The sequence below is a fragment of the Shewanella sp. S1-49-MNA-CIBAN-0167 genome, assembly GCF_040310145.1.
Classification (GTDB): domain Bacteria; phylum Pseudomonadota; class Gammaproteobacteria; order Enterobacterales; family Shewanellaceae; genus Shewanella; species Shewanella psychromarinicola.
The window spans coordinates 1-23,108 of record NZ_JBEOPO010000028.1 but is presented as its reverse complement, the minus strand read 5'-3'; the positions used below and the strand labels follow the sequence as shown (position 1 = coordinate 23,108).

The window sequence follows — 23,108 nt, the reverse complement described above, 5'->3', positions numbered from 1 at the left end:
GCTAGCCAGCAAAGATAACAAATATCCATCAAAACCCCTAAACAAAAACGCCCTAATTTGGGCTGTTTATTAAATAAACAGTACAAATTAGGGCGTTTTAAAAGCCGTTATCTTTTATAGTTCTTTTTCCATTTCTTCATAAGAAATATGACGAACGTCTTTGCCTTTAACATAGTAAATCACGTATTCACAAATATTCTTACAACGGTCACCTACACGCTCAACCGCACGCGCAGCCCATAATACGTCTAACACATCAGGGATTGAGCGAGGGTCTTCCATCATATAAGTCATTAATTGACGGATGATACCTTCATACTCTTTGTCTATTTTCGCATCTTGTTTATGCAACTCAAACGCTTCATCGGCATCCATACGTGCTAATGCATCTAAGGTTGAGTGCAACATGCGGGTGGCGTGACGGCCCATGTTTTCAATACTGACCAATAGGGGTTGTTGACTGTTAGCGCGCTTTTCTACCGCCGCTTTGGCGATACGTACACAAGCATCACCTATACGCTCCAGATCAGTAATGGTTTTCGAAATGGCAATGATTAAACGCAAATCACTGGCGGCTGGTTGGCGTTTTGCAATAATACGAGTGCACTCTTCATCAATAGCGACTTCCATACCATTGACTTTGTGATCGCCTTCGATCACCTGTTGAGCTAATTCTGAGTCAAGCGTTGCTAACGCATCCAATGCTTGTTCAAGCTGGCGTTCAACTAAACCGCCCATAGCCAATACCCGATTCCGAATGTCATCAAGTTCGGCATTAAACTGGCCTGATATATGTTTACTTAAATTCATTTTTTCCATGATACCCACCTAATTTATATCTGTTAATTAAAAGCTTTTTTAACAAAGATCAACCGTAACGGCCGGTAATATAATCTTCAGTTTTACGCTTTTTGGGGGTCGTGAAAATGGTATTAGTATTAGCATATTCAACCAATTCGCCCATGTACATAAAGGCCGTTTGATCTGACACCCGTGCTGCTTGTTGCATGTTATGTGTCACAATAACAACGGTATATTTTTCCTTTAATTCTGTAATCAACTCTTCAATAATTAAGGTTGACATTGGATCCAGCGCCGACGTTGGCTCATCGAGTAATAAGACTTCTGGCTCAATGGCTATGGCACGTGCAATCACTAGACGTTGTTGCTGACCACCCGATAATCCGAATGCATTGTCGTGTAGACGGTCTTTCACTTCGTCCCAAATAGCTGCGCCACGCAATGAACGTTCAGCCGCTTCATCTAATTCACGACGGTTACTCAATCCTTGTAAACGTAAGCCATAGACCACGTTTTCATAGATTGACTTAGGAAACGGATTAGGACGCTGAAAGACCATACCTACGTTACGACGTAATGCTGCTACATCGACTTTCTTATCATAAATATTTTGACCATAAAGCAAGATTTCACCGTCAATTTTGCAACTATCAACCAAATCATTCATACGGTTAATACAACGCAAAAGAGTTGATTTACCACAGCCACTTGGGCCAATAAATGCGGTAACTTGTTTTTTAGGGATCTTCATCGAGACATCAAATAATGCTTGTTTATCACCGTAACGTAAATCAAGATTACGGATCTCAAGGGCGGTATCCTGTGCCGGTAAGTTAACTAAATCAACGGCTTCTGTTTGCATTGCTGAACTATCAATTGAAATCATTTTTATCTTTCCTCAGGATATCGCTAATTAATGTTCTAGCGAACGGAATTTTTCACGTAAATGGTTGCGCACGCTAATAGCGGTTAAATTAAGGGCAACAATTACAGATACTAATAAGAACGAAGTTGCATACACTAAGGGACGTGCAGCCTCAACGTTAGGGCTTTGGAAGCCTACATCGTAAATATGGAAACCTAAGTGCATAAACTTACGTTCTAAATGCACAAACGGGAAATTCATATCAATCGGTAATGTTGGCGCTAATTTTACCACACCAACCAACATTAACGGCGCCACTTCACCGGCAGCACGTGCTACAGCTAAAATCAAACCAGTCATAATCGCTGGGCTCGCCATTGGGATGACAATACGCCATAAGGTTTCGGCTTTGGTGGCACCTAAAGCCAAACTGCCTTGACGAACCGCACTTGGAATCCGGCTTAAGCCTTCTTCAGTTGATACAATCACCACTGGCAAGGTTAAAATAGCTAAGGTCAATGCAGACCAAAGTACCCCTGGAGAGCCAAATGTTGGTGAAGGCAATGCTTCTGGAAAAAATAATTGGTCAATTGAGCCACCCATCATGTAGACAAAGAAGCCTAAACCAAAGACACCGTAAACAATTGACGGTACACCGGCCAAATTGATAACCGCAATGCGGATCAGCTTGGTAATAGGGCCTTTCTTAGCATATTCATGAAGGTAAATCGCGGCAATGACTCCAAATGGCGTTACAATAACCGCCATTAGCATCACCATAAAAACGGTACCAAAAATAGCGGGGAACACCCCACCCTCAGTATTGGCTTCGCGGGGATCGTCACTGACAAAGCGGCCAATACCAACAAACCAGTGGCCAACTTTACTGAGCAAGCTCATGTGATTGACATAGCTGACGTCTAAAATAGAGTCCAGTTGCAAGGTGACTTCAACGCCACGCATATCTTTGACGACAACAGAATCGCGGGCGGCTTTAGCGCGTAAGGCAAACAAGTCTTTTTCAAGGACTAAGTAGTTTTGGTGAAGCTGTTCAACTTGCGCTTCCACCTCAGCTTTAAGCTCATCAGTTAATTCACCCTCTAGCTCATAACCACGCTCTTTTAAACGTAGACGCTCCATTTGATAATTAATTGAGCCAATGTCACTTTTTTGCAACGCTAATGCTTCATCAGCAATTGCAACCGCACGATCTATATGACCCATCAATGACGTTTCAATCGCAGCTTCATCATTGAGCGCTAAACGCTTACCGTCTTCAATAACCGCAACGGGGTAACCGTAAAAATTACCATTTTGTGTGCGCTCAAGCTTAGCAACATCTGCAGGCATTGAACGGCTAACGATATCTGTTGCTAAAATCCAACGAAAATCTAATCCCACAAACTCACGGTTACCTGTTTTAACCAAGTAACGCGTCACAAACTCACCAGGGTGCTTGGTAAATTTATGACCTGCTGAAATTAACCGTTCCGTAGGCACTTCTTCGCGGTTATAAATTTCACCAATAAGGGTGCTTTTAACGCCATTATTGTTTTCAAGTTGCCATTGGTAAACATCAGCAGGCCAGAAGTAACTCAAGCCACGCCACGCAATTAACAGTAATAAGCCTAGAACGGCAATTAAACTGATACTAACGGCACCACCGGTCATCCAAATCCACGGTGAACCTGATTTAAACCACTTACCCATTACACAAACCTCTCAAGGCGATTGGCGAAATAATCATTAATTGAGTCATCATCTTTCCTTACAGTGAGCTATAACGTTCGCGTAAACGTTGGCGAACAACTTCTGCAATGGTATTAAAGAAGAAGGTGAACACGAACAATACAAAGGCGGCTAAGAACAATACACGGTAATGCGTACTGCCAATGGCCGACTCCGGCATTTCTACGGCAATGTTTGCCGCTAAGGTACGCATACCCTCAAACACACTCCACTCAAGGATTGCGGTATTACCGGTTGCCATTAACACAATCATGGTTTCACCCACTGCACGGCCTAAGCCCATCATGATGGCCGAGAAAATACCCGGACTGGCGGTAAGCAATACCACCTTGGTCAGGGTTTGCCAGTTTGTTGCACCCAATGCCAAACTGCCGTTTGACAAATGACGTGGTACGGAGAAAATAGCATCTTCAGCAATCGAAAATATTGTTGGAATAACCGCAAAACCCATGGCAATCCCCACAACAAGCGCATTACGTTGGTCAAAGGTGATGCCTAAATCGTTGGTAATAAACTGGCGAGTATTACCGTCAAATAATGCCACTTCAATGACAGGGCTAATCGTAAATGAGAACCAACCGACAAATATAATCACTGGCAATAACATCAGTTCTTGATATGTTTCTGGTAGGCGATGCTTCCACGTTTGTGGCAATTTACTCCAAGCAAATGCTGTGATGAGTATTGATATGGGCATTGACAACAACAACACCACTATGCCGGGTAAGTTATCTTCAATCAGTGGCGCTAGCCATAATCCTGCCAAGAAACCCAAAATAACCGTGGGTAATGCCTCCATAATTTCAATGGTAGGCTTTACCACGTTGCGGACTTTTGGCGTCATAAAGTAAGCGGTATAAATGGCACCGGCAATCGCTAATGGCGCCGCAAACAACATGGCGTAAAAAGCGGCTTTCATGGTACCAAATGCTAACGGCATTAAACTCAACTTAGCTTCAAAGTCGTCAGAACCAGACGTCGATTGCCATACATATTGTGGTTCAGGGTAACTTTCGTACCACACTTTCTCCCACAGCGCGCTCCATGATATTTCTGGGTGGCTGTTTTCAACAGAGAAAAGGTTAAGTTTGTTATCGGCTTCAATCACCAAGGCATTTGAACGCGGGCTAAAGCTCATTTCCCCAGGGTTAGTTAACTGAAACTTCTCGTCGAATAACTCTCGTTCACTGGTAGTATAAAGCAGGGTTAACTCACCTTCAGGGCTTAAGACTGCAAAGCTTTTACGATAAAACTCTGTCGCCATAACACTCACTGGAGCAATATCATCAAACTCACGAATTTGCTCATATAAACGCCCTTTTTCGCTATTTACTTGGAAGTACTGACTCACAATGCCACTGTCATAACTGACTAAAATCGAGCTGGCACCCGCAAGCAAATTCACTTGCTTAACATCAGCATTAACTTTTTTTACATCAACGACTTGAAGCAACTCTACAGAGTGTGCATTACGAGTGTTGTAAATAAATAGTTTGTTATTCGCGCTCAAAATAAGCTGACGATGATCTGGAGTCATTAATACTGATACGACATCGTTTGGCGCATCTTCAATAAAGACTTCAACCGATGACCATTCAACTTCTTCAGTCATCATGTTTTCTTCGCCTTCTTGGCGATTTAGCTTCCAAGCACCATTTTTGTCTTGATAAGCAAAGCTCATGCGACTATCGCTATAATCAAACACCAGATTATACACAGCACCATCGCGATTAATGGTTAATGGCGCTTCCCCCATTGGATAACGTAAAGAAGGGGTAATCAGACGTTGATTGTCTGGGTAGGTCAAACCAAACTCAATCCCGACAACAATCACTTGACCGTTGCTTAGCCCTAATGCGAAGCGTTGCTCGCTTGGACTTGATTTGGTACTGCTAGTTACCGTTGCACCTTGAGGAAGTTTAGGAGTAAAAGACGAAATTAATTCACCGCTCGCGGCTGAATAAAAATCAACAGTACCCAATTTGGTCACCCGATATAGCACTTCGTTTTGTTCATCACTGCCGACCATTAAGGTTTTAGCATCAGCATGTTGATAGCTGACACTCGTAACAGGTTCTATATCTGCACCATCAAAAATGGGCTTGATGACATACAGCAAATAGAAAAATATTAATAACAAAGTGACAAACACTAAGGTGCCACCGATGGTTACCCCAATCTCAGCTGCTTTATCCTTAAATGCTCTGCGGGTTGCATGTCTATCAACGAGTAGACTTTTTTCAGCAGAACCAGGTTGATTGACCTGACTTTCCATTAAGAACCTCTAATAATTAATCGATGCCATAATTAGCGCTTTGATTGTGCAGTCTACTATGCTAACAATAAATATTTATGACTAAATAACTGTCTATTAGTTATCCATTAGTCTCTAAATAAATTGTAGTAACACAACAGTAAACCTGTTGTAAGACAGCAATAAAAACATAACACAACCTTAAGTGGCTGAGATTATATGACGTAAAGATGACAGTTGTGTTACAGACATTATTTATAGGAGAAATATCGAATGATGCGTTATATTATTACTCTTCAAGCACCTGATAGAAAAGGCTTAGTAGAACAAATAGCCAATGTAGTAAGCCGACATAATGGCAACTGGCTAGACTCGGAAATGCGCCATATAGACGGCGTTTTTGCCGCGATATTACAATTAGAAGTCCCAGCACTAAAATGGGATGCATTAGTTGACGCCTTAGAATGCATTGACGGCTTAGCCTTAACCTTTGCTAAAACCACCTTAAGCACGAAACCGATTAAGCATCTGTATTACAACTTAATCGCATACGATCGCCCCGGGATTGTGTTGCACATCTCTAATAAAATGAATGCGTTAGGCGTAAACATTGAACAGTTTAGTAGCCAATACGAAACGGCCAGCCACACAGGCATTGCGTTATTTAGAGCGACAATGGCATTTGGCTTAACCGACCCCGCTCAAGAGGAGCAAATCACGGCATCACTTTATGAAATGGGTGATGATGTTGTATTAGATAAGCTCAGTAAATTAGCATAAGTTGAATTTAACGTTTAAGGCAAAAACAAACGAGGCAAATTAAGGCTAAAATCCGTTTTCATCATCTGCTAAACTGCCACATAATAATGACGATAAATGGATTAACCATGTTTGGAACGCTATCAAAACTAAAAACCCACCTCAATGATGATCATGAGGTGGAGTATCATTTACCTGTCGGAGAAGCGCGTTTAGCGCTTAACCCGCTTATTGGTAAGTCATTAACCATGACTCATACGGGTAATATTTTTTGCAGCAACTGCGGTAAAAAAACCAAGAAAAGTTATTCTCAGGGCCATTGTTATGTATGCATGACAAAACTGGCCAGTTGCGACCTGTGTATAATGAAACCAGAAACATGCCACTTTGATCAAGGCACTTGCCGCGAACCAGAATGGGGCATGTCAAATTGCTTTGTGCCACATTATGTCTATTTGTCTAATACTTCAGGCATTAAAGTAGGTATTACCCGCCATACTCAAATCCCAACCCGTTGGATAGATCAAGGCGCGACTCAAGGCTTACCTATTTTTAAAGTGTCTACCCGTAAAATGTCGGGCTTAATTGAAGTTGAACTGGCAAAATTCATTAATGATAAAACCCATTGGCAAGCGATGCTAAAAGGTCATAATGATGATGTCGATTTGGTAGAGCAAGCTGCGCAGCTTATCCCGTTAATTGAAGATAAACTGCAAGCCCTCGCGGCCGAACATCAAGATATTGTCATTGAACGCCTAGACGCTAATATTCAGGCCATAAGTTATCCGATCACGCAATTCCCAGTTAAAGTAAAGTCGCATAATTTCGATAAAATTGCTGAAGTTAGCGGTATTTTACAAGGCATTAAAGGCCAATATCTTATTTTTGATACAGGGGTGATTAATATCCGTAAATTTTCATCTTACGAAGTAGATGTCAGTTATTAACCTACCTGGTTATTATCGAAATGCTCAAGTAACGAGCTCAGAGAGAAACTCTGGCCTTGTTGCTTGATAGTAACGATCTACGATTACACTGAGTCACTAATAATTTACTTAACTTATAACAACAGCTTAATGAATAAATAGCCGTTGTGTTAATATTAAAACGATATATTTAAGCAAGCGTTAAAAAAATCATTATGGTGAATCATTCATTTCCCCTAGAATTCGACTTATCAAAATAGCTTATTAATCCACTACAGAGACCCTTTCATGGAGTTAGTATTCGCCATTGCGTTATTTGCTTTTTCTGCCGGCATTACTCCTGGCCCGAACAACATTATGTTAATGACCTCTGGAGTGAACTTTGGTATTAAGCGAAGTATTCCTCACTTAATGGGTATAAGCTTAGGTTTTCCGACCATGATATTGGCCGTCGGGCTTGGATTAAGCGCAATATTTAAAGCTTATCCCTTCATCCATATTGTGATTAAAGTGATTGGTATCAGCTACCTACTTTACCTATCATGGCTCATTGCCAATAGCAGCAGTAAAATGGAAGGCAAACCGGTGAGTAAACCGTTTAGTTTTTTGCAAGCGGCTGCGTTTCAATGGGTGAATCCAAAAGGTTGGATCATGGCTGTCGGCGCCATTGCAACATTTACCTCAGTGCAGCAAGAGCTCAATGGCCAAGTGATTACCATTGCCAGCGTATTTTTGTGTGTGGCATTTCCCTGTGCAATTGTCTGGCTTGGATTTGGGGTGGCGCTAAAACGGCTACTTAAAAATGAGCGCCAACAACGTATTTTTAATGTCACAATGGCTTTATTATTAGTAGCATCGATTATCCCAATGATGTTGCCACCCACAACTCACTGAACCATTAAATAGGGTTAAAAGGTTACGTAATGGAACCACATGAATGCCTCACTCACACTGAAAAATGGGTGAAAGATGTCATTATGAAATACAACATTTGCCCGTTTGCCCGTCGAGAGGTGGAACGTGCCAGCATTCGTTATGTTGCCATTGAAGAAACTAAAGTAGCAAAAGTGCTTAATGCGTTAATACAAGAATGCCAATACTTGGACAATCATCCTCAAACTGAAACCACACTGTTTATTCTGCCTCGTGGGTTTGAAGGTTTCTACCCTTATTTAGACATAGTCGATTATGCAAATGATGAATTGATTGAGCAAGGTTATGAAGGCATTTACCAACTCGCCAGTTTTCACCCAGACTATTGCTTTGAAGGTGAACCCCAAGACAGTCCGGCTAATTTTACCAATCGTTCTCCCTACCCTTGCCTGCATATTATCCGTGAAGCCAGTATGGAAATAGCGTTAGCAAGTTATACCGACCCCGAATCCATTCCTGAGCGGAATATTGCTTTTGCAGAGCGTAAAGGCAGCGATTTTTTTGTGGCCTTATTGCAAAACTGCACCAAGTAGCCTTGGTACTCGGGTAAGAGCGATGCTGGGGTGACAAGCAATTAAAGCCTAGAGGCTAGAGCGGACTTCGTCCTGCTAGATCGCTGCGCTACTATACAAGCAAGTAACAGCTAGATGAAACGATCTAGCATCTAGGTCCATTCAATCTTTCCGCTTTTCTAGCCTCTAGCAGCGAAGCGTTCTAGCCTCTAGTAGCGAAGCTATTTAACATCTAGGTTCTTATCGTTCTTTCCCATTGTTGTCGTTATTGAGACAAAATTCACTGATCAATTTTGGCCATTCATTGACATCATCTATCGAGTGAGCAATGTGTAACGTCGAATGTGGTAATATTTTATGCAACTCAATGGCGGTCTCAATGGGGTGAGCCTTATCACCCTCCCAGGCTAAAATCAGGGTTGGCATAGTCAATGTGGCAATGTGTTGTTTATTTGGCAGATCATTGAGGGCGGCTGCGCGAAACAGTCGGTCAAGCGTTTGACGTGTCATCAATTTTAATCCGTCTAACGTGCCCAGCACACTGTGTTCGTGGCCATTAATCAGCCAACTTGGTAGCATTTTTCCCCAATGTTTGGCGTTTATCCTGGCTAACCCTTTACCGCCAAAAATACGCGCTGCTTTGGCCATTTTAGGGTAAATATCCACTTGTGCCGCCCGTGCATCCCATGCTGTGGGCGGGTTCATCAGGATCAATCCTTTTACTTTTTCTGGATACTTCAATGCAGCATATAAGCTCGTGACACTGCCCATTGATTGACCGCCTAAAATAAGCTCTGATGGCGCGCTTAAATGCGTGGCGATGCTTATCATGTCATTCGCCAGTTCTGGCCATAAATAGTCTTCAACGCACTTACCGGCTGAAGACAAGCCATGACCAACGGCGTCATAACGAATAAGCTGTAACTTTTTGGGAAATCGATGCCAGGCATATAAACCAATCGCATCTTCACTTTGAATGCTGCCGGTTGAGCCATGGGCCCAAATAAGGGTCTGTCCCATACCGCTAATGGAACAATTAAACTGATTAATATTAAATTGCTCTGTCATGGCCTATCGCGCTCCTAATGAGTCAACTTATCCTTTTACAATTTCAATCAGTCTATTGATAAATAGAATAACTGCATCTGTGGTATCAAACCGAAATGCTAGACCATAGTGAATTTCATTTAAGCCTTTGTTTCGACGGGTTGGAAATCGGGTCATTTGCGCATTATGGTAATAATCATATTTTGCGTGTACGCCATCTATGGTCGCCAATTCTGTCGAAAAAATTTCAAATGCCGGACGGATAATCAGTAATGGCGTTTGTCCTTCCACATGCAAATAAACCGGTTCTTTTAACTCAGGGAGCATGTATTCGGTAACATTCTTAATATTAAAATTAGTACGACATTTGAGTTCATTCAAGGTTGATGCGGCTTGTTCGAGGGTGATGCTCATAAAATAGATGCCTGTGCTGGGTAATACCATTGATTTATAACACTAGAGTATATGACTTAGGCAGGTAAATAAAAACAAAAAGCCCCGAACATTTGTTCAGGGCTAATGATGTTAATTCGTTAGTATTGGCTATAAACGATACTGGCTATAAAACCACAATTAAGCGTCGATACCTTTACTCGCCAATAACTCGTCGTAAGTGCCTTTGAAATCATTAATACCCTTGTCGGTGATTTCAATAATACGTGTGGCCAATGATGATACAAATGCACGGTCATGGGAGACGAAAATCAATGTGCCTTCGTACTTTTCAAGCGCATTATTTAATGACTCGATTGATTCCATATCCATGTGGTTGGTTGGTTCATCGAGTAACAAAATATTGGCTTTTTGCATGATAAGTTTACCGAAATACATACGGCCTTTTTCACCACCGGACAACACTTTAACGGATTTTTTAATGTCATCTGCGCCAAACAACATACGGCCTAAAATACCGCGAACAGATTGATCGTCATCGTTTTCTTTACGCCATTGACTCATCCATTCAAATAAAGTCATGTCATTAGTAAAATCAGCTTCATGATCCTGGGCGTAGTAACCAAGATTGGCATTTTCAGACCAATTAATAGTCCCTTCGTCTTGTGGAATATCGTGCACTAAAGTACGTAGTAAGGTGGTTTTACCAATACCGTTCTGACCCAAAATAGCAATACGTTCACCCACTTCAACCATTAAGTTCAGTTTGCTAAATAAGGGTTTGTCGTAACCTTTAGTTAAATTTTCGACGACCAGTGCATTTCGAAACAATTTCTTGTCTTGCTCGAAACGAATAAAGGGGTTGACGCGACTTGATGCTTTAATGTCATCAAGTTTAATTTTATCAATTTGCTTAGCGCGTGATGTGGCTTGTTTCGCTTTCGATGCGTTAGCCGAGAAGCGTGCTACGAAGGTTTGTAATTCAGCAATTTGCGCTTTTTTCTTCGCGTTGTCATTCATTAAACGTTCACGTGATTGCTGTGCAGCCATCATGTATTCGTCGTAGTTACCAGGGAACACTCGCAGTTCACCGTAATCTAAGTCAGCCATGTGGGTACACACTGAGTTTAAAAAGTAACGGTCATGGGAAATAATAATCATGGTGCTGTTACGTTGGTTCAACATGTCTTGTAACCAGCGAATAGTATCGATGTCCAAGTTGTTGGTCGGTTCGTCAAGTAACAATAAATCTGGATTTGAGAATAATGCTTGCGCCAATAACACCCGCAATTTGAAACCAGGAGCGATTTCGCTCATTAACCCAAAATGTTGCTCAGTGGCAATACCCACACCAAGCAATAAATCGCCTGCACGAGCGTCCGAGGTATACCCATCCATCTCAGCAAATTCCATCTCAAGCTCAGACACTTTGATACCGTCTTCTTCACTCATTTCAGGTAAAGAATAAATACGGTCACGCTCTTGCTTCACTTTCCACAACTCTCTGTGGCCCATGATCACAGTATCAATGACTGAAAAACTTTCGTAAGCAAACTGGTCTTGGTTTAATTTACCCATGCGCTCGTTAACATCTATCGAGACGTTACCGCTTGAAGGCTCTAAATCACCGGCAAGGATTTTCATAAAGGTGGATTTACCACAACCATTCGCGCCAATTAAACCGTAGCGATTACCGCCACCAAATTTAACTGATAGGTTTTCAAACAGTGGCTTTGCGCCAAACTGCATCGTGATGTTAGCTGTTGTAATCAAAATGAAATTCCAAATCGTGTTGTGTGTTAAAGCCCATATCAAATTATCGTGTAATCGTTTGAGTTGACGTCTAGACGACCCAAGCAAGCAAAAAATGATATTGAAACTGGCATACGGCAAAGCCGAGGTAAATACGAAGCGCAATATTGTAAGGATTTTCGGGCTATTTATCAACCTAAAATGGACCGATATCGATAACAACACAAAAGCAAACACTAACCCGGCGTTGACGGTAAAAGCTTCAACAGCCTAGAGGCTATAAAATCTATAGCAAGAGCCTAGAGCGCTGCACTGCTAGGACGCTGCGCGGCTAGATGCTATAAAATCTTAGCAGCGAAGCGACCCTAGCAGGACGCAATAAAACAAACAGCCTAGAGCGCTGCGCTGCTAGGACGCTGCGCGGCTAGATGCTATAAAAGCAAACAGCACAGCGAAACGACTCTAGCAGGAAGAAGTCCGCCCTAATCTCTAGGCACTGCCAGCTTGTCATCGATTGTCATCGCCGGCTATCGCTTGTCATCCCGCTCTTCTCCGCTTTTATAGCAGCGCAGCGATCTAGCAGGACGCAGTCCGCCCTAGTCTCTAGGCTTTGACCGCTTGTCATCGCTTGTCATCGCTTGCCATCGTTTTTAAAGCTTCAAATAACCAACAATATAATCCAATCCACCAATGATGGCAGCGACTTGAGCGTCGTTACATTCTTGAACGGTGACAAGTGGGCTATCGGGATAGACTTCGGTGGTGGTGTTAAAGTGATTGACTGTAATGCCGGCGCATAAACTGAGTTTTTTAACCGGATAGTTAACCACCCCAAATTGTTCAATCGGCACTTCGATAAGTTGGTTTTTATCATCTGCTGGAGCAATATGAGTCACTTTTAAGACCGAGTCGATAACCGCTTTTTGAAATGCGGGTGTTGGGTTGTCACTGTCACCGACAAGGTAGAAACCGTCAGGAATAATACCTTTGTCGTATTCAACACCATCGCGAGCAGATAATACCGGTCTGAACTCCAGCTCGTCAGTATCGGTAGTTTCATGTAGGTCAATATGCGCATAAATATCGCCCAGTGTTGCGACAAATGCCATCAGTGCAGCAGACTCTTCTGCTGGGCTATTAGGATAAAAAGAACGATTAGGGTCGATGGCTTTAGGATTCCAACGATTAATAGTTTCATAACCCCAAGGACTGATGCAAGGCGCTACGACTACATTGAAATATTGAGCATAGTGTTGTGCTTTCGTGGCTAAGAATTGAATCGCACCTTGTACACCGCTGGTTTCATATCCATGCACACCACCCGTCACGAGAATGGTTTTTTTATTGCTATCCCACTGCTGAGATTTAAACGCAAACAGTGGGTATTTGTCGGCATCATAAGATAACGCGCCGTATTGTACTTGTTCAAACTGAGCGGCCAGCGGGGTTAATTTACTCACCACTTCATCTTGATATGAACGTTTTATCGTCACTTGTGCTAACCATTGGCTTTTGTCAGCATCGGTCCACTTTTGCCCTGGAGTACCAATAGGATACGCTGTTGAATTGCTCATATAACCTCGTTAATCGTTTGTTTTATTGAGTTAATCTATTAAATTTTGATTTGTTTTGGCTTAGCTAAAATGACTAATGCTATGCCTAAAAAAATGATGCAGGCTGAGATACTAAGATGAATACTGATCGTTTCACCTAAAAACAACACGCCACCTAAGGCTGCAATGACGGGAACGGTCAGCTGTAATACCGCGGCATGGGTTGATGTTAACCCACGTAATGCTTGATACCATAATGCATACCCGACACCGGATGCCGCCCCGCCTGACAAGATGGCCAGTAGGATCCCTAATGGTGATAATATGAAGTGGCTCATTGGTTCGGTAACGGCAAACACGGACAGCAACCATACTGCGCCTATCATCACCATAACCAACGGCAAGGTCCGAATAAAATTATATCCAGTGTCGAATAGCGGTTGGCGAGACTGTTTACCCAATAAAGTGTAGCCCCCCCATGCACAGCCACTGATGGCCATTAACACTAAGCCGGTGAGTGAGGGAGCACTAACCCCAGGTAACACTAAATAGCCAAAGCCAGCAAAAGCCAATAATGCCCCAATGAACTCGAGTAACGTCAGTCGTTGACCTTGAATATGGCTGATGACCATCATGCTAATTTGCACTGCGGCAAACAAAATCAACGCACCAGTAGCGGTGTCGAGCAGTACATAAGCGTATGAAAACGCCACAGCATAGATAAACAGTAATCCCGCAGCAAACAAGCTACCTCGGCGAGTGGAGTTATTAGTGTCGGTTTTACTTGGTCGCAATAACATTAATAACCACAACACCAAGGCACCTGTGGTCAAACGAATGGCCGTAAAACTGCTTGGGTCAATTAATGGCGTTGTTTGCTGGGTCGATGATAACGCCATGCGGCACAATACTGAGTTAGCCGCAAATGCAACCAAGGCTATCATGGTATACAGGGGAATAGAAAACCGCGATAAAAACGCTGATAGAGCAGACATAAACGGGGCTACTTAGCGTTGTTTTTAAAGGTGAATTTATTGACAAACCATTGTATTACAGCCACTTGCTGCACATGTGTTAAACCAAAGTAGACGCAAATCCAAGGTGAGATAAGTAAAAACCACGGTAAAGCAGCCGTTGAACGATCGGAAAAGAATAAATACAAAAAACCGCCATAGATGATTATCACCCCTAGCACTCCAACAATTAACATGATTTTTTTGATCAGAAATTCTAATTTGGCCACGTAATAGCATCCCTAAAGAGTGAAAAAATAACGCCAAGCTAATACGAATAGTATTAGCTTGGCGTGACAGCATCATAACAAACTTAAAGCAGATATCATCGCTTATAAACGAATACCACCATCAATTTCGAACACTCGGCCATTCACATAATCATTTTCAATGATAAAACGCACCGTTGAAGCAATTTCTTCTGGCTGACCTAAACGGCCAACTGGAACCATTTTTTCAAGGCGTTCTAACGCTTCTGGTTTCATGGCGGCGGTCATTTCAGTAGCAATAACACCTGGGGCAACGGCGGCACTGCGAATGTTATAGCGCGCGAGTTCTTTGGCCCAGCCTACGGACATGGCTGCTACGCCCGCTTTAGACGCCGAATAATTAGACTGCCCCATATTACCGGATTTAGCTAAGCTAGAAATATTAATGATCACCCCAGCTTGGCCCGTTTCAATCATGGCTGCAGCCGCTTCGCGACCACACAAAAAAGTGCCGGTTAAGTTTACGTTGATCACCGATTGAAATTGCTGATACGACATGCGGTCGATCACTTTGCCTTCTTTGGCTTTGACCATTAACCCGTCACGTAAAATACCGGCGTTGTTAATTAACACATTCACTTGACCAAAATCTTCAACAATATATTTAAAGCCAGCGACGACATCTTCTTCATCAGTAATGTCTAAGGCGTAGCCTTGTACTTCAGTTGTTGAACCTAAATCAGCACAGGCTTCTTCAAGCTTGGTTTGATCAACATCGATAAGCGCCAATTTAGCCCCTCGAGCAGCTAAATCGTGCGCCATTGCCAGACCTAGTCCACCTGCTCCGCCAGTAATGACGACAACCTTATCTTTTAATTCCATCAACTGAATCCTTTATTTTTTCTTTGAAAATTGTTCAAAAATACTCGAAAAATCGCGACGACCATGGCCTTGACGAGCATGATTAACATATAAGCTACGAGCCAGAGAACTCATTGGTGTGCTTGAATTAGAGGCGACTGCCGCTTCTTGCGACAAGCCTAAATCTTTGACCATCAAGTCAACCATAAAGCCACCTTGATAATCGTTAGACGACGGTACGTTTTCCATCACATCAGGGCATGGATTATACTTTTCTAAGGTCCAGTTACCGCCACTGCTGACTTTCATGATATCAGATAGCACTTTAGGATCTAAGCCATTATCCAAACCTAATTGTAATGACTCACTGGTACCGACCATTAACACAGACAACAGCATGTTATTACAAATTTTGGCAATTTGACCTGCCCCTACCGCGCCAGCATGGAAAATATTGCCGCCCATAACCGTCAACACCGTTTGCGCTTGTTGATAAGCTTGGTCAGTCCCGCCACAGATAAAGGTTAAGGTGCCTGCTGCAGCGCCTGCCGTGCCGCCAGAGACTGGTGCATCCATAAACTCAATCCCTTTCTCGGCGGCTTTAGCACCCACTAAACGGGCACTATCGGCATCGATGGTAGAGCAATCAATTAATAATGCCTGTTTTGACACCACCTCTAGTAGGCCTTTATTGTTGTCATCACCTAAATACAAACTGCGCACATGCTTACCTGCAGGTAGCATGGTAATCACAAAATCGGCCGATGCCGCTGCACCACACGCCGTTTTGGCGCTTAATGCACCTTGTGCAGTTAAGGCTTCTACTGCCGCCGGATTTAAGTCAAACACCTTAACGGTTAAGCCGGCTTTAACTAAGTTGGCCGCCATTGGGCCGCCCATGTTACCTAAACCAATAAATGCTACTGTTGCCATATTGCTCATCCTTTTTAATTAAAGCTTGCTAATGGGTGTTTATCTGCAGCCCAAGGCGATGCAACTAACTGGGCAATCTTGTTTGCGTCCACAGCCTCTACATCAGTAAACAACCATTGTGGGCTTCGGTCTTTATCTATCAATAATGCTCGAATGCCTTCGCAAAAATCACCCATGGAGCAACAATTAACGCTCACGCCTAACTCCCATTTAAAGCATTCTGCCAAGCTAAGATCGGTACCCAATGCTGCCTGAGCAAAAATTAAATGCCAACTAATCGGGCTGCCAGCTAATGCGGTTTTTTGTGCTCGTTTAAGCCAATCAAGTTCAGTATTTAGGGTTGATAATTGGTGATGTACATCAAGAATGTCACCGGCCATTAATAAATCGATTTGGCTTTGAAATTGTTGCAAAGCACTGGTTGGCAGCGATGCTAAATGCGGCTGAGTCATGCCAGTGAGCAAGTCACTCAATAAGTGATGATTCTGCTCACTATCTTGACTCCAAGCCAGTTCAGCCATGGCATCGAAAAATGGCTCTTTTTCATCGCTATTAAGATAATGATTACCCAAGCCAACATACAGCGCATCTGCTGCCCCCATGTTGTAAGCCGTTAAGCCCAAAAACAGCCCAGTTTTACCCGGCATACGATTTAAAAAGTAGCTAGCGCCTACATCAGGGTATAGCCCAATGGTGACTTCTGGCATCGCAATACGGCTGCGTTCAGTGACAACTCGATGACTTCCACCCGCCATTAATCCTAACCCGCCGCCCATCACAATACCGTCGCCCCACACCAATACGGGTTTACCGAATTGATGCAGTAAATAATCAAGCTGATATTCTTGGGTAAAAAAATCACCGGCTTCTGCGGTCAAGTTATTCGGGTTTGCCACTGCAGCATGATAAATCGCTCGCACATCCCCCCCCGCGCAGAAGGCTTTGTCGCCTGCACCATCCATTACCACACAAGCAATACTATCGTCCTGCTGCCACTGAGTTAGCTGCGCTTGCATGGCTTGCAACATGTCGAGATTCAATGCATTAAGCGCTTTTTCGATATTGAGCGTGACCACACCAATTGATTGGCCTGATAGCGTCCCTAATGTTTGAAATATTACATCTTGAGTCATTAGCCGTTCTTCCATTTTGGGGTGCGTTTTTGAAAAAAGGCATTCACACCTTCAGTTTGATCTTCAGTATCAAATAAACCAATAAACCGCTCACGCTCAAGCGGCAGCGCTTGTGTACGCGCCATTGTGCGCCCAGCTTGAATAAGAGGTTTACATACGTTAACACTGCAAGGTGACTGTCTAGCTACTTTAGCTGCCAGAGCAACAGCGGCATTCAATGCTTGACCTTTTTCGACCATTTCTTCAACTAAACCGATTTTCTCTGCTTTAGTGGCATCAATAAGTTCACCACACAAAATCATCCGCTTAGCCCAACCTTCGCCAACTAATGCGGTTAAGTTTTGGGTTCCACCGGCGCAAGGCGATAATCCTACTGATGCTTCAGGCAATGCCATTTTCGCTTGCGCTTCAGCGATACGTAAGTCGCAAGCTAACGCCACTTCTAATCCACCGCTAATGGCAAAACCATTAATGGCAGCAATCGACACACCGCGAAACGCACTTAAGGCTTCAAACGCTTCACCAAAATGTTCCGCCATGGAAGCTGCATTGACTTTATCGCCGTCGGCAAACAAATTTAAATCTGCACCTGCTGAAAAAAATTTATCCCCTTGACCTGTGATCACCAAAGCATAAATAGTTTTGTTTTGGTTTAGCTTAAGCACTGTGTGTTTCAGCGCTTGTAAACTGTCAGCGGTCCAAGTATTGGCTGGCGGATTATTCAGGGTCAAAATAGCCGTGTGGCCTATAATATGTTCAAGAATATCGGGTTGTGTAGTCATAACCTTATGTCCTTATGCTAGAAAATCAGTTGTGGATCATTCAGTTGTAGAATAGTCAGTAGTGAACCTGTTTGTTACAGGATAGGATGAGCATCGCTGGCTAACAAACGACGGGCAATAATTAAGCGCATTATCTCATTGGTGCCCTCTAAAATTTGGTGCACGCGTACATCGCGGAAATGACGTTCTAATGGATATTCGCGGATGTAACCGTAACCACCATGAATTTGCAACGCACTGTCACATACTTGAAAACCGACATCGGTGGCAAAGCGTTTTGCCATGGCACAATAGGCGCTGGCTTCAGGGTCTTGGGTATCTAATTTAAATGCCGCTAAACGCACCATTTGACGCGCAGCAACCAGTTCAGTCGCCATATCTGCAAGTTTAAACTGCAATGCTTGAAAAGCCGCTAATGGCTTACCAAACTGTTTACGCTCATTCATGTATTGGGTGGCGTGGGTTAATGCCGCTTGAGCGGTACCAATTGAACAGGTGGCAATGTTAATCCGTCCGCCGTCTAAGCCTTTCATCGCAAACGTAAAGCCTTGGCCTTCTTCACCGAGTAAATTGGCCGCTGGCACACGTACGTTTTCAAAACTTATCATTTTTGTTGGCTGAGCGTTCCAGCCCATTTTATCTTCTGCTTTACCATAGGTTACTCCAGCGGCATCAGCTGGTACCGCAATGGCTGAAATGCCTTTAGGGCCTGGCTCACCAGTGCGGCACATCACCACCAAAAGCTCGGTTTCTCCGGCGCCTGAAATAAACATTTTCGATCCTGTGATCAGGTAATCATCACCGTCACGCACGGCTTTAGTTTGCAGTGATGCAGCATCACTGCCAGCGCCAGACTCAGTTAAACAGTATGAAGCCAATAATTGTCCGGTAGTTAAGCCTTCAGACCACTGTTGACGTAGGGTTTCAGTGCCCCAAGTAGTGACCATCCAAGTGGCCATATTATGAATGGTTAACATCGCCGTAGTGGTGGTACAGCCATGGGCTAATTCTTCAAAAATAATCGAGGCGTCTAAGCGAGATAAGCCCATGCCACCTTCAGATTCAGGCGAATACAATGAACAAAACCCTAGCTCGCCGGCTTTTTGAATCACGTCTTTAGGAAAATGATGCTCTTCGTCCCACTTGGCGGCGAATGGCGCGAGTTGTTCTGCGGCAAATTGACGGGCTAAATCAGCAAACTGACGCTGATCTTCATTTAAATTAAAATCCATGCTGGACTCCTGTTATTGTCTTGGATGACTCTTGGGTCATTTGATCTTTTGCCCGCCTGCAGCTTAAGCTGCTTAACCATTATAGTGTCTGGTCTTGCTACACCATCATAAAATGGCGCGAGTCAACATTGTCTTGTTGTGTTGGCAGATAAATGTTGCCGCGATAAATCAATAAACTATCGCGACAAATGGATACTAACCCCAGTGGAGCTTATTTGAGATCAATGCTCATGTTAGGGCCGCTAACGGCTTCTGCATCAAACCAGCGCGAGGTAATGGTTTTAGTTTCGGTGCAAAAACGCACAGCTTGTTTGCCATAAGCGTGTTGATCACCATAGAAACTGCCTTTCCAACCGGTAAATGAAAAGAAGGGTAATGGCACTGGAATTGGCACGTTAATGCCCACTTGGCCAACTTCAATTTCGTGTTGATATTTACGGGCCGCGCCGCCCGAGGCGGTAAAGATTGAGGTACCATTGCCATAAGGGCTATTGTTCACCAGCTCGATAGCATCGTCTAAATTTTCGGCTTCCATACAACACAGGACGGGGCCAAATATTTCTTCTTTGTAAATGCTCATGTCGGTGGTGACATTGGTAAACATGGTTGGGCCAACCCAGTTACCTGACTCATACCCTGCAACCGTAAAGTCACTACCATCGAGTAAACATTCAGCGCCTTCGGCTTTACCTTGGGCAATTAATTTCAGCACCCGTACTTTAGCTGCTGGGCTAATGACAGGGCCATAGGCTGCGTCTTTGTCATCCCATAAACCCGGACGGACCTTGGCTAACGCTTGTTTTAATTCTGGGATCCACTCTTTGGCTTTACCGACAAAAATCGCTACTGAAATCGCCATACAACGCTGACCAGCTGCGCCAACAGAGGCGCCAACCATGTTATTGATCACTTGCTGCTTGTTCGCATCAGGCATGATCACGCAGTGGTTTTTAGCCCCCGCGAAGGCTTGCACGCGTTTTAGGTTGTCAGTACCGGTTTTATAAATATATTGGCCAACCCCCACTGAGCCCACAAACGAAATCGCTTTAATGACTGGGTCTCTTAGCAAAATGTCGACTGCTGTCTTGTCGCCATGGATAAGTTGTAATACGCCTTTTGGCGCACCAGCTTCAACAAACAATTCCACTAAACGTTGTGGCGTCATAGGATCTTGTTCAGATGGTTTTAAAATAAAGGTATTACCACAAGCAATCGATAACGGGAACATCCATAACGGGATCATTGCGGGAAAGTTAAACGGGGTAATACCGGCGCATACACCCAAGGGTTGAGTGTAGCTATAGGTATCGATATTACGGGCGACGTTTTCAACGGTTTCGCCCATCATTAATGTTGCAACACCACAAGCATGTTCGGCCACTTCAATACCGCGCCATACATCACCTTTAGCATCTTCAAAGGTTTTACCTGTCTCTTGAGCCAAAATCGTCGCCAATTCGTCGTGATGTTCTTTAAGTAAATGTTGGTAACGCAACATGACCCGCGCACGTTCAGACACGGGGACTTCTTTCCAGGTTTTAAACGCTTCTTTGGCACTGTGAATGGCCTGCTCTACTTCGGCAGTAGTAGCGCAGTTAATTTTTGCGATAACCGTATTGTTGGCTGGGTTGGTGACGTCAATATTGCGATCGCCGCAACCATGAGTGAATTCGCCATCAATATAATGCTTAACTTGTGTGATCATGTTGCTTTCCTCGATCCTTGAATATCTTGTGAGTGAATAACATCACTCGTATTGAGTTACTGCACAGGTAATGCGGATTATTATGGTTGTCAGTATCACATTTAATGTGGCTGCGTTTGCTTCTACCTGTGCGGTAGTGTTGTTGAACTAATGCCTTGTTGAGCTTAGCTAATGTTGATTTTTACACTTCTATAGCCATGGCGGTGGCTTCACCGCCACCAATGCATAACGATGCCACACCACGTTTTAAGCCACGAGCTTTTAAGGCATAAATCAGTGTGACTAATAAACGCGCACCAGAACAACCAATAGGATGGCCTAACGCACAGGCACCGCCATTAACGTTGACTTTGTTGGCATCTAAGCCTAGTTCTGAAATCGCTAACATGCTCACCATGGCAAAAGCTTCGTTGATTTCATATAAATCGACATCGCCTTTATTCCACTGCACTTTTTCGAACAATTTTTGCATCGCGCCTACAGGTGCGGTGGTAAACATTGATGGTTCTTGTGAATGAGTGGTGTGGCCTTTGATGGTGGCTAATACGTTTAAGCCAAGTTGTTGTGCTTTGTCTCGGGTCATCAACATTAATGCTGCTGCGCCATCTGATATTGAACTTGAATTGGCTGCGGTGATGGTGCCGTCTTTGGTAAAAGCGGCACGCAGTGTTGGGATTTTTTCTGGCCGCGCGTTACCGGGCTGCTCGTCAGTATCAACGGTGACATCGCCGCGGCGAGTGCTGATATGAACGGGTACCACTTCGTCTTTAAATGCGCCTGACTGAATCGCACGATTGGCTTTTTCTAGTGAAGCCAAGGCAAACGCGTCCATTTGTTGGCGAGTTAAGCCAAAGTCGTCGGCCGTTTTTTGCGCAAACGTGCCCATAGCGCCGCCAGTGTAAGCATCTTCAAGACCGTCTAAAAACATGTGGTCGATGACTTTACCGTGGCCCATACGCATCCCACTGCGCGCTTTGTCGAGTAAGTATGGTGCCTGGCTCATGTTTTCCATGCCTCCCGCAATAACCACATTATTGCTACCCGCTTTAATTAAATCGTGGGCTAACATGACCGCTTTCATGCCTGAACCACAGACTTTATTGACCGTAGTTGCGCCTACGCTAAAAGGTAAACCAGCCCCCAGAGTGGCTTGGCGAGCGGGCGCCTGTCCAAGACCTGCTGGTAATACACAACCCATTAATACTTCGTCGACGCTATTGTCACTCACACCCGTTTGGGCTAATAAGCCTTTAATCGCGGTAGCAGCTAATACCGGAGATGCCACTTCAGATAACGCCCCTTGAAACCCACCCATTGGTGTACGCTTCGCAGCAACAATAACGATATCTTGACCTGTTTGCTCTGTACTCATAACCACTCCAATTTACTGCGCGTAAAAATTAACATCAATAATATGAATATCACTCTGACGTTGACGCGAACGTAAAGCAAGTAAAAAATGGTCTAAACTGTGATGTTAATCTCACTGAGTTGTCATTGAAGATTTACACTTGATAAAAACAGATCGGAATTGATAACTAATTAACTGTTTGTAATAGCGTTATTAGCTATAGGTGTTACTGAGGATAACTGAATTAAACTTTAGTCTATGAGGTATATCTATACCCGTGATCATTGAAAATGCTTGATTTTGTCCCAAATGGGATCATCATAGCCCCATGAAACAAATTACACT

At 43.6% G+C, this 23,108-nt stretch carries 21 protein-coding genes; 4 read left to right on the top strand and 17 right to left on the bottom strand.

Features of this window, described 5'->3' with window-relative positions; translation table 11 throughout:
- Nucleotides 1-114: 114 nt before the first annotated feature.
- The 4 genes from phoU to AAEZ00_RS13740 are packed head-to-tail and all read right to left on the bottom strand — an operon-like array spanning nucleotide 115 to nucleotide 5,690.
- Nucleotides 115-819, bottom strand: coding sequence for a phosphate signaling complex protein PhoU (phoU, locus tag AAEZ00_RS13755; RefSeq protein ID WP_101032209.1), 705 nt, complete (start codon nucleotides 817-819; stop codon nucleotides 115-117).
- A gap of 49 nt (nucleotides 820-868) precedes the next feature.
- On the bottom strand, nucleotides 869-1,687 hold the full coding sequence (gene pstB, locus AAEZ00_RS13750; RefSeq protein ID WP_101032210.1) for a phosphate ABC transporter ATP-binding protein PstB: 819 nt from the start codon (nucleotides 1,685-1,687) through the stop codon (nucleotides 869-871).
- A 27-nt stretch (nucleotides 1,688-1,714) separates the two neighbouring features.
- Nucleotides 1,715-3,376 (bottom strand): phosphate ABC transporter permease PstA, encoded by a 1,662-nt coding sequence (pstA, locus tag AAEZ00_RS13745; RefSeq protein WP_124011837.1) that lies wholly within the window; start codon nucleotides 3,374-3,376, stop codon nucleotides 1,715-1,717.
- 58 nt (nucleotides 3,377-3,434) lie between these two features.
- Nucleotides 3,435-5,690, bottom strand: coding sequence for an ABC transporter permease subunit (locus tag AAEZ00_RS13740; protein ID WP_124011838.1), 2,256 nt, complete (start codon nucleotides 5,688-5,690; stop codon nucleotides 3,435-3,437).
- 252 nt (nucleotides 5,691-5,942) lie between these two features.
- Between AAEZ00_RS13740 and AAEZ00_RS13735 the strand changes: the two genes are divergently transcribed.
- From AAEZ00_RS13735 to AAEZ00_RS13720, 4 genes are all read left to right on the top strand, one after another.
- The gene (locus AAEZ00_RS13735; RefSeq protein ID WP_124011839.1) at nucleotides 5,943-6,449 is read left to right on the top strand and encodes a glycine cleavage system transcriptional repressor; all 507 of its coding nucleotides are present in this window, start codon (nucleotides 5,943-5,945) and stop codon (nucleotides 6,447-6,449) included.
- Between the two features lie 107 nt (nucleotides 6,450-6,556).
- Nucleotides 6,557-7,375 (top strand): DUF2797 domain-containing protein, encoded by an 819-nt coding sequence (locus tag AAEZ00_RS13730; RefSeq protein ID WP_101032214.1) that lies wholly within the window; start codon nucleotides 6,557-6,559, stop codon nucleotides 7,373-7,375.
- Nucleotides 7,376-7,642: 267 nt separating this feature from the next.
- Nucleotides 7,643-8,248: a LysE family translocator gene (locus AAEZ00_RS13725; RefSeq protein ID WP_101032215.1), complete on the top strand. Its 606-nt coding sequence runs from the start codon at nucleotides 7,643-7,645 to the stop codon at nucleotides 8,246-8,248.
- Nucleotides 8,249-8,277: 29 nt separating this feature from the next.
- Nucleotides 8,278-8,820: a DUF1415 domain-containing protein gene (locus tag AAEZ00_RS13720; protein ID WP_124011840.1), complete on the top strand. Its 543-nt coding sequence runs from the start codon at nucleotides 8,278-8,280 to the stop codon at nucleotides 8,818-8,820.
- A gap of 219 nt (nucleotides 8,821-9,039) precedes the next feature.
- Here the strand turns inward: AAEZ00_RS13720 and AAEZ00_RS13715 are convergent, their stop codons facing one another.
- The 13 genes from AAEZ00_RS13715 to AAEZ00_RS13655 form a co-directional block, all read right to left on the bottom strand.
- Nucleotides 9,040-9,867, bottom strand: a complete 828-nt coding sequence (locus AAEZ00_RS13715; protein ID WP_124011841.1) for an alpha/beta fold hydrolase — start codon at nucleotides 9,865-9,867, stop codon at nucleotides 9,040-9,042.
- Nucleotides 9,868-9,894: 27 nt separating this feature from the next.
- Nucleotides 9,895-10,260 (bottom strand): hypothetical protein, encoded by a 366-nt coding sequence (locus tag AAEZ00_RS13710; protein ID WP_164839502.1) that lies wholly within the window; start codon nucleotides 10,258-10,260, stop codon nucleotides 9,895-9,897.
- Nucleotides 10,261-10,419: 159 nt separating this feature from the next.
- A complete protein-coding gene (locus tag AAEZ00_RS13705; RefSeq protein WP_101032219.1) occupies nucleotides 10,420-12,012 on the bottom strand; it encodes an ABC-F family ATPase in 1,593 nt (530 codons plus the stop codon).
- Between the two features lie 629 nt (nucleotides 12,013-12,641).
- Nucleotides 12,642-13,565: a M14 family metallopeptidase gene (locus AAEZ00_RS13700; RefSeq protein ID WP_124011842.1), complete on the bottom strand. Its 924-nt coding sequence runs from the start codon at nucleotides 13,563-13,565 to the stop codon at nucleotides 12,642-12,644.
- A 38-nt stretch (nucleotides 13,566-13,603) separates the two neighbouring features.
- On the bottom strand, nucleotides 13,604-14,539 hold the full coding sequence (locus tag AAEZ00_RS13695; protein ID WP_206191816.1) for a DMT family transporter: 936 nt from the start codon (nucleotides 14,537-14,539) through the stop codon (nucleotides 13,604-13,606).
- 8 nt (nucleotides 14,540-14,547) lie between these two features.
- Complete coding sequence (locus AAEZ00_RS13690; RefSeq protein ID WP_101034701.1) at nucleotides 14,548-14,754, bottom strand: hypothetical protein; 207 nt, start codon at nucleotides 14,752-14,754, stop codon at nucleotides 14,548-14,550.
- A 135-nt stretch (nucleotides 14,755-14,889) separates the two neighbouring features.
- The gene (locus AAEZ00_RS13685) at nucleotides 14,890-15,648 is read right to left on the bottom strand and encodes an SDR family oxidoreductase (RefSeq protein ID WP_101032221.1); all 759 of its coding nucleotides are present in this window, start codon (nucleotides 15,646-15,648) and stop codon (nucleotides 14,890-14,892) included.
- Nucleotides 15,649-15,660: 12 nt separating this feature from the next.
- On the bottom strand, nucleotides 15,661-16,560 hold the full coding sequence (gene mmsB / locus AAEZ00_RS13680; RefSeq protein WP_101032222.1) for a 3-hydroxyisobutyrate dehydrogenase: 900 nt from the start codon (nucleotides 16,558-16,560) through the stop codon (nucleotides 15,661-15,663).
- 14 nt (nucleotides 16,561-16,574) lie between these two features.
- Nucleotides 16,575-17,693, bottom strand: a complete 1,119-nt coding sequence (locus tag AAEZ00_RS13675) for an enoyl-CoA hydratase/isomerase family protein (RefSeq protein WP_351088791.1) — start codon at nucleotides 17,691-17,693, stop codon at nucleotides 16,575-16,577.
- The gene (locus AAEZ00_RS13670; RefSeq protein ID WP_351077059.1) at nucleotides 17,693-18,475 is read right to left on the bottom strand and encodes an enoyl-CoA hydratase; all 783 of its coding nucleotides are present in this window, start codon (nucleotides 18,473-18,475) and stop codon (nucleotides 17,693-17,695) included. Before AAEZ00_RS13670 ends, AAEZ00_RS13675 begins: the two co-directional genes overlap by 1 nt.
- Nucleotides 18,476-18,549: 74 nt before the next feature.
- On the bottom strand, nucleotides 18,550-19,707 hold the full coding sequence (locus tag AAEZ00_RS13665) for an acyl-CoA dehydrogenase family protein (protein ID WP_124011844.1): 1,158 nt from the start codon (nucleotides 19,705-19,707) through the stop codon (nucleotides 18,550-18,552).
- A 211-nt stretch (nucleotides 19,708-19,918) separates the two neighbouring features.
- Nucleotides 19,919-21,412 (bottom strand): CoA-acylating methylmalonate-semialdehyde dehydrogenase, encoded by a 1,494-nt coding sequence (locus AAEZ00_RS13660; RefSeq protein WP_124011845.1) that lies wholly within the window; start codon nucleotides 21,410-21,412, stop codon nucleotides 19,919-19,921.
- 181 nt (nucleotides 21,413-21,593) lie between these two features.
- Complete coding sequence (locus tag AAEZ00_RS13655; RefSeq protein ID WP_124011846.1) at nucleotides 21,594-22,784, bottom strand: thiolase family protein; 1,191 nt, start codon at nucleotides 22,782-22,784, stop codon at nucleotides 21,594-21,596.
- Nucleotides 22,785-23,108: the final 324 nt, after the last annotated feature.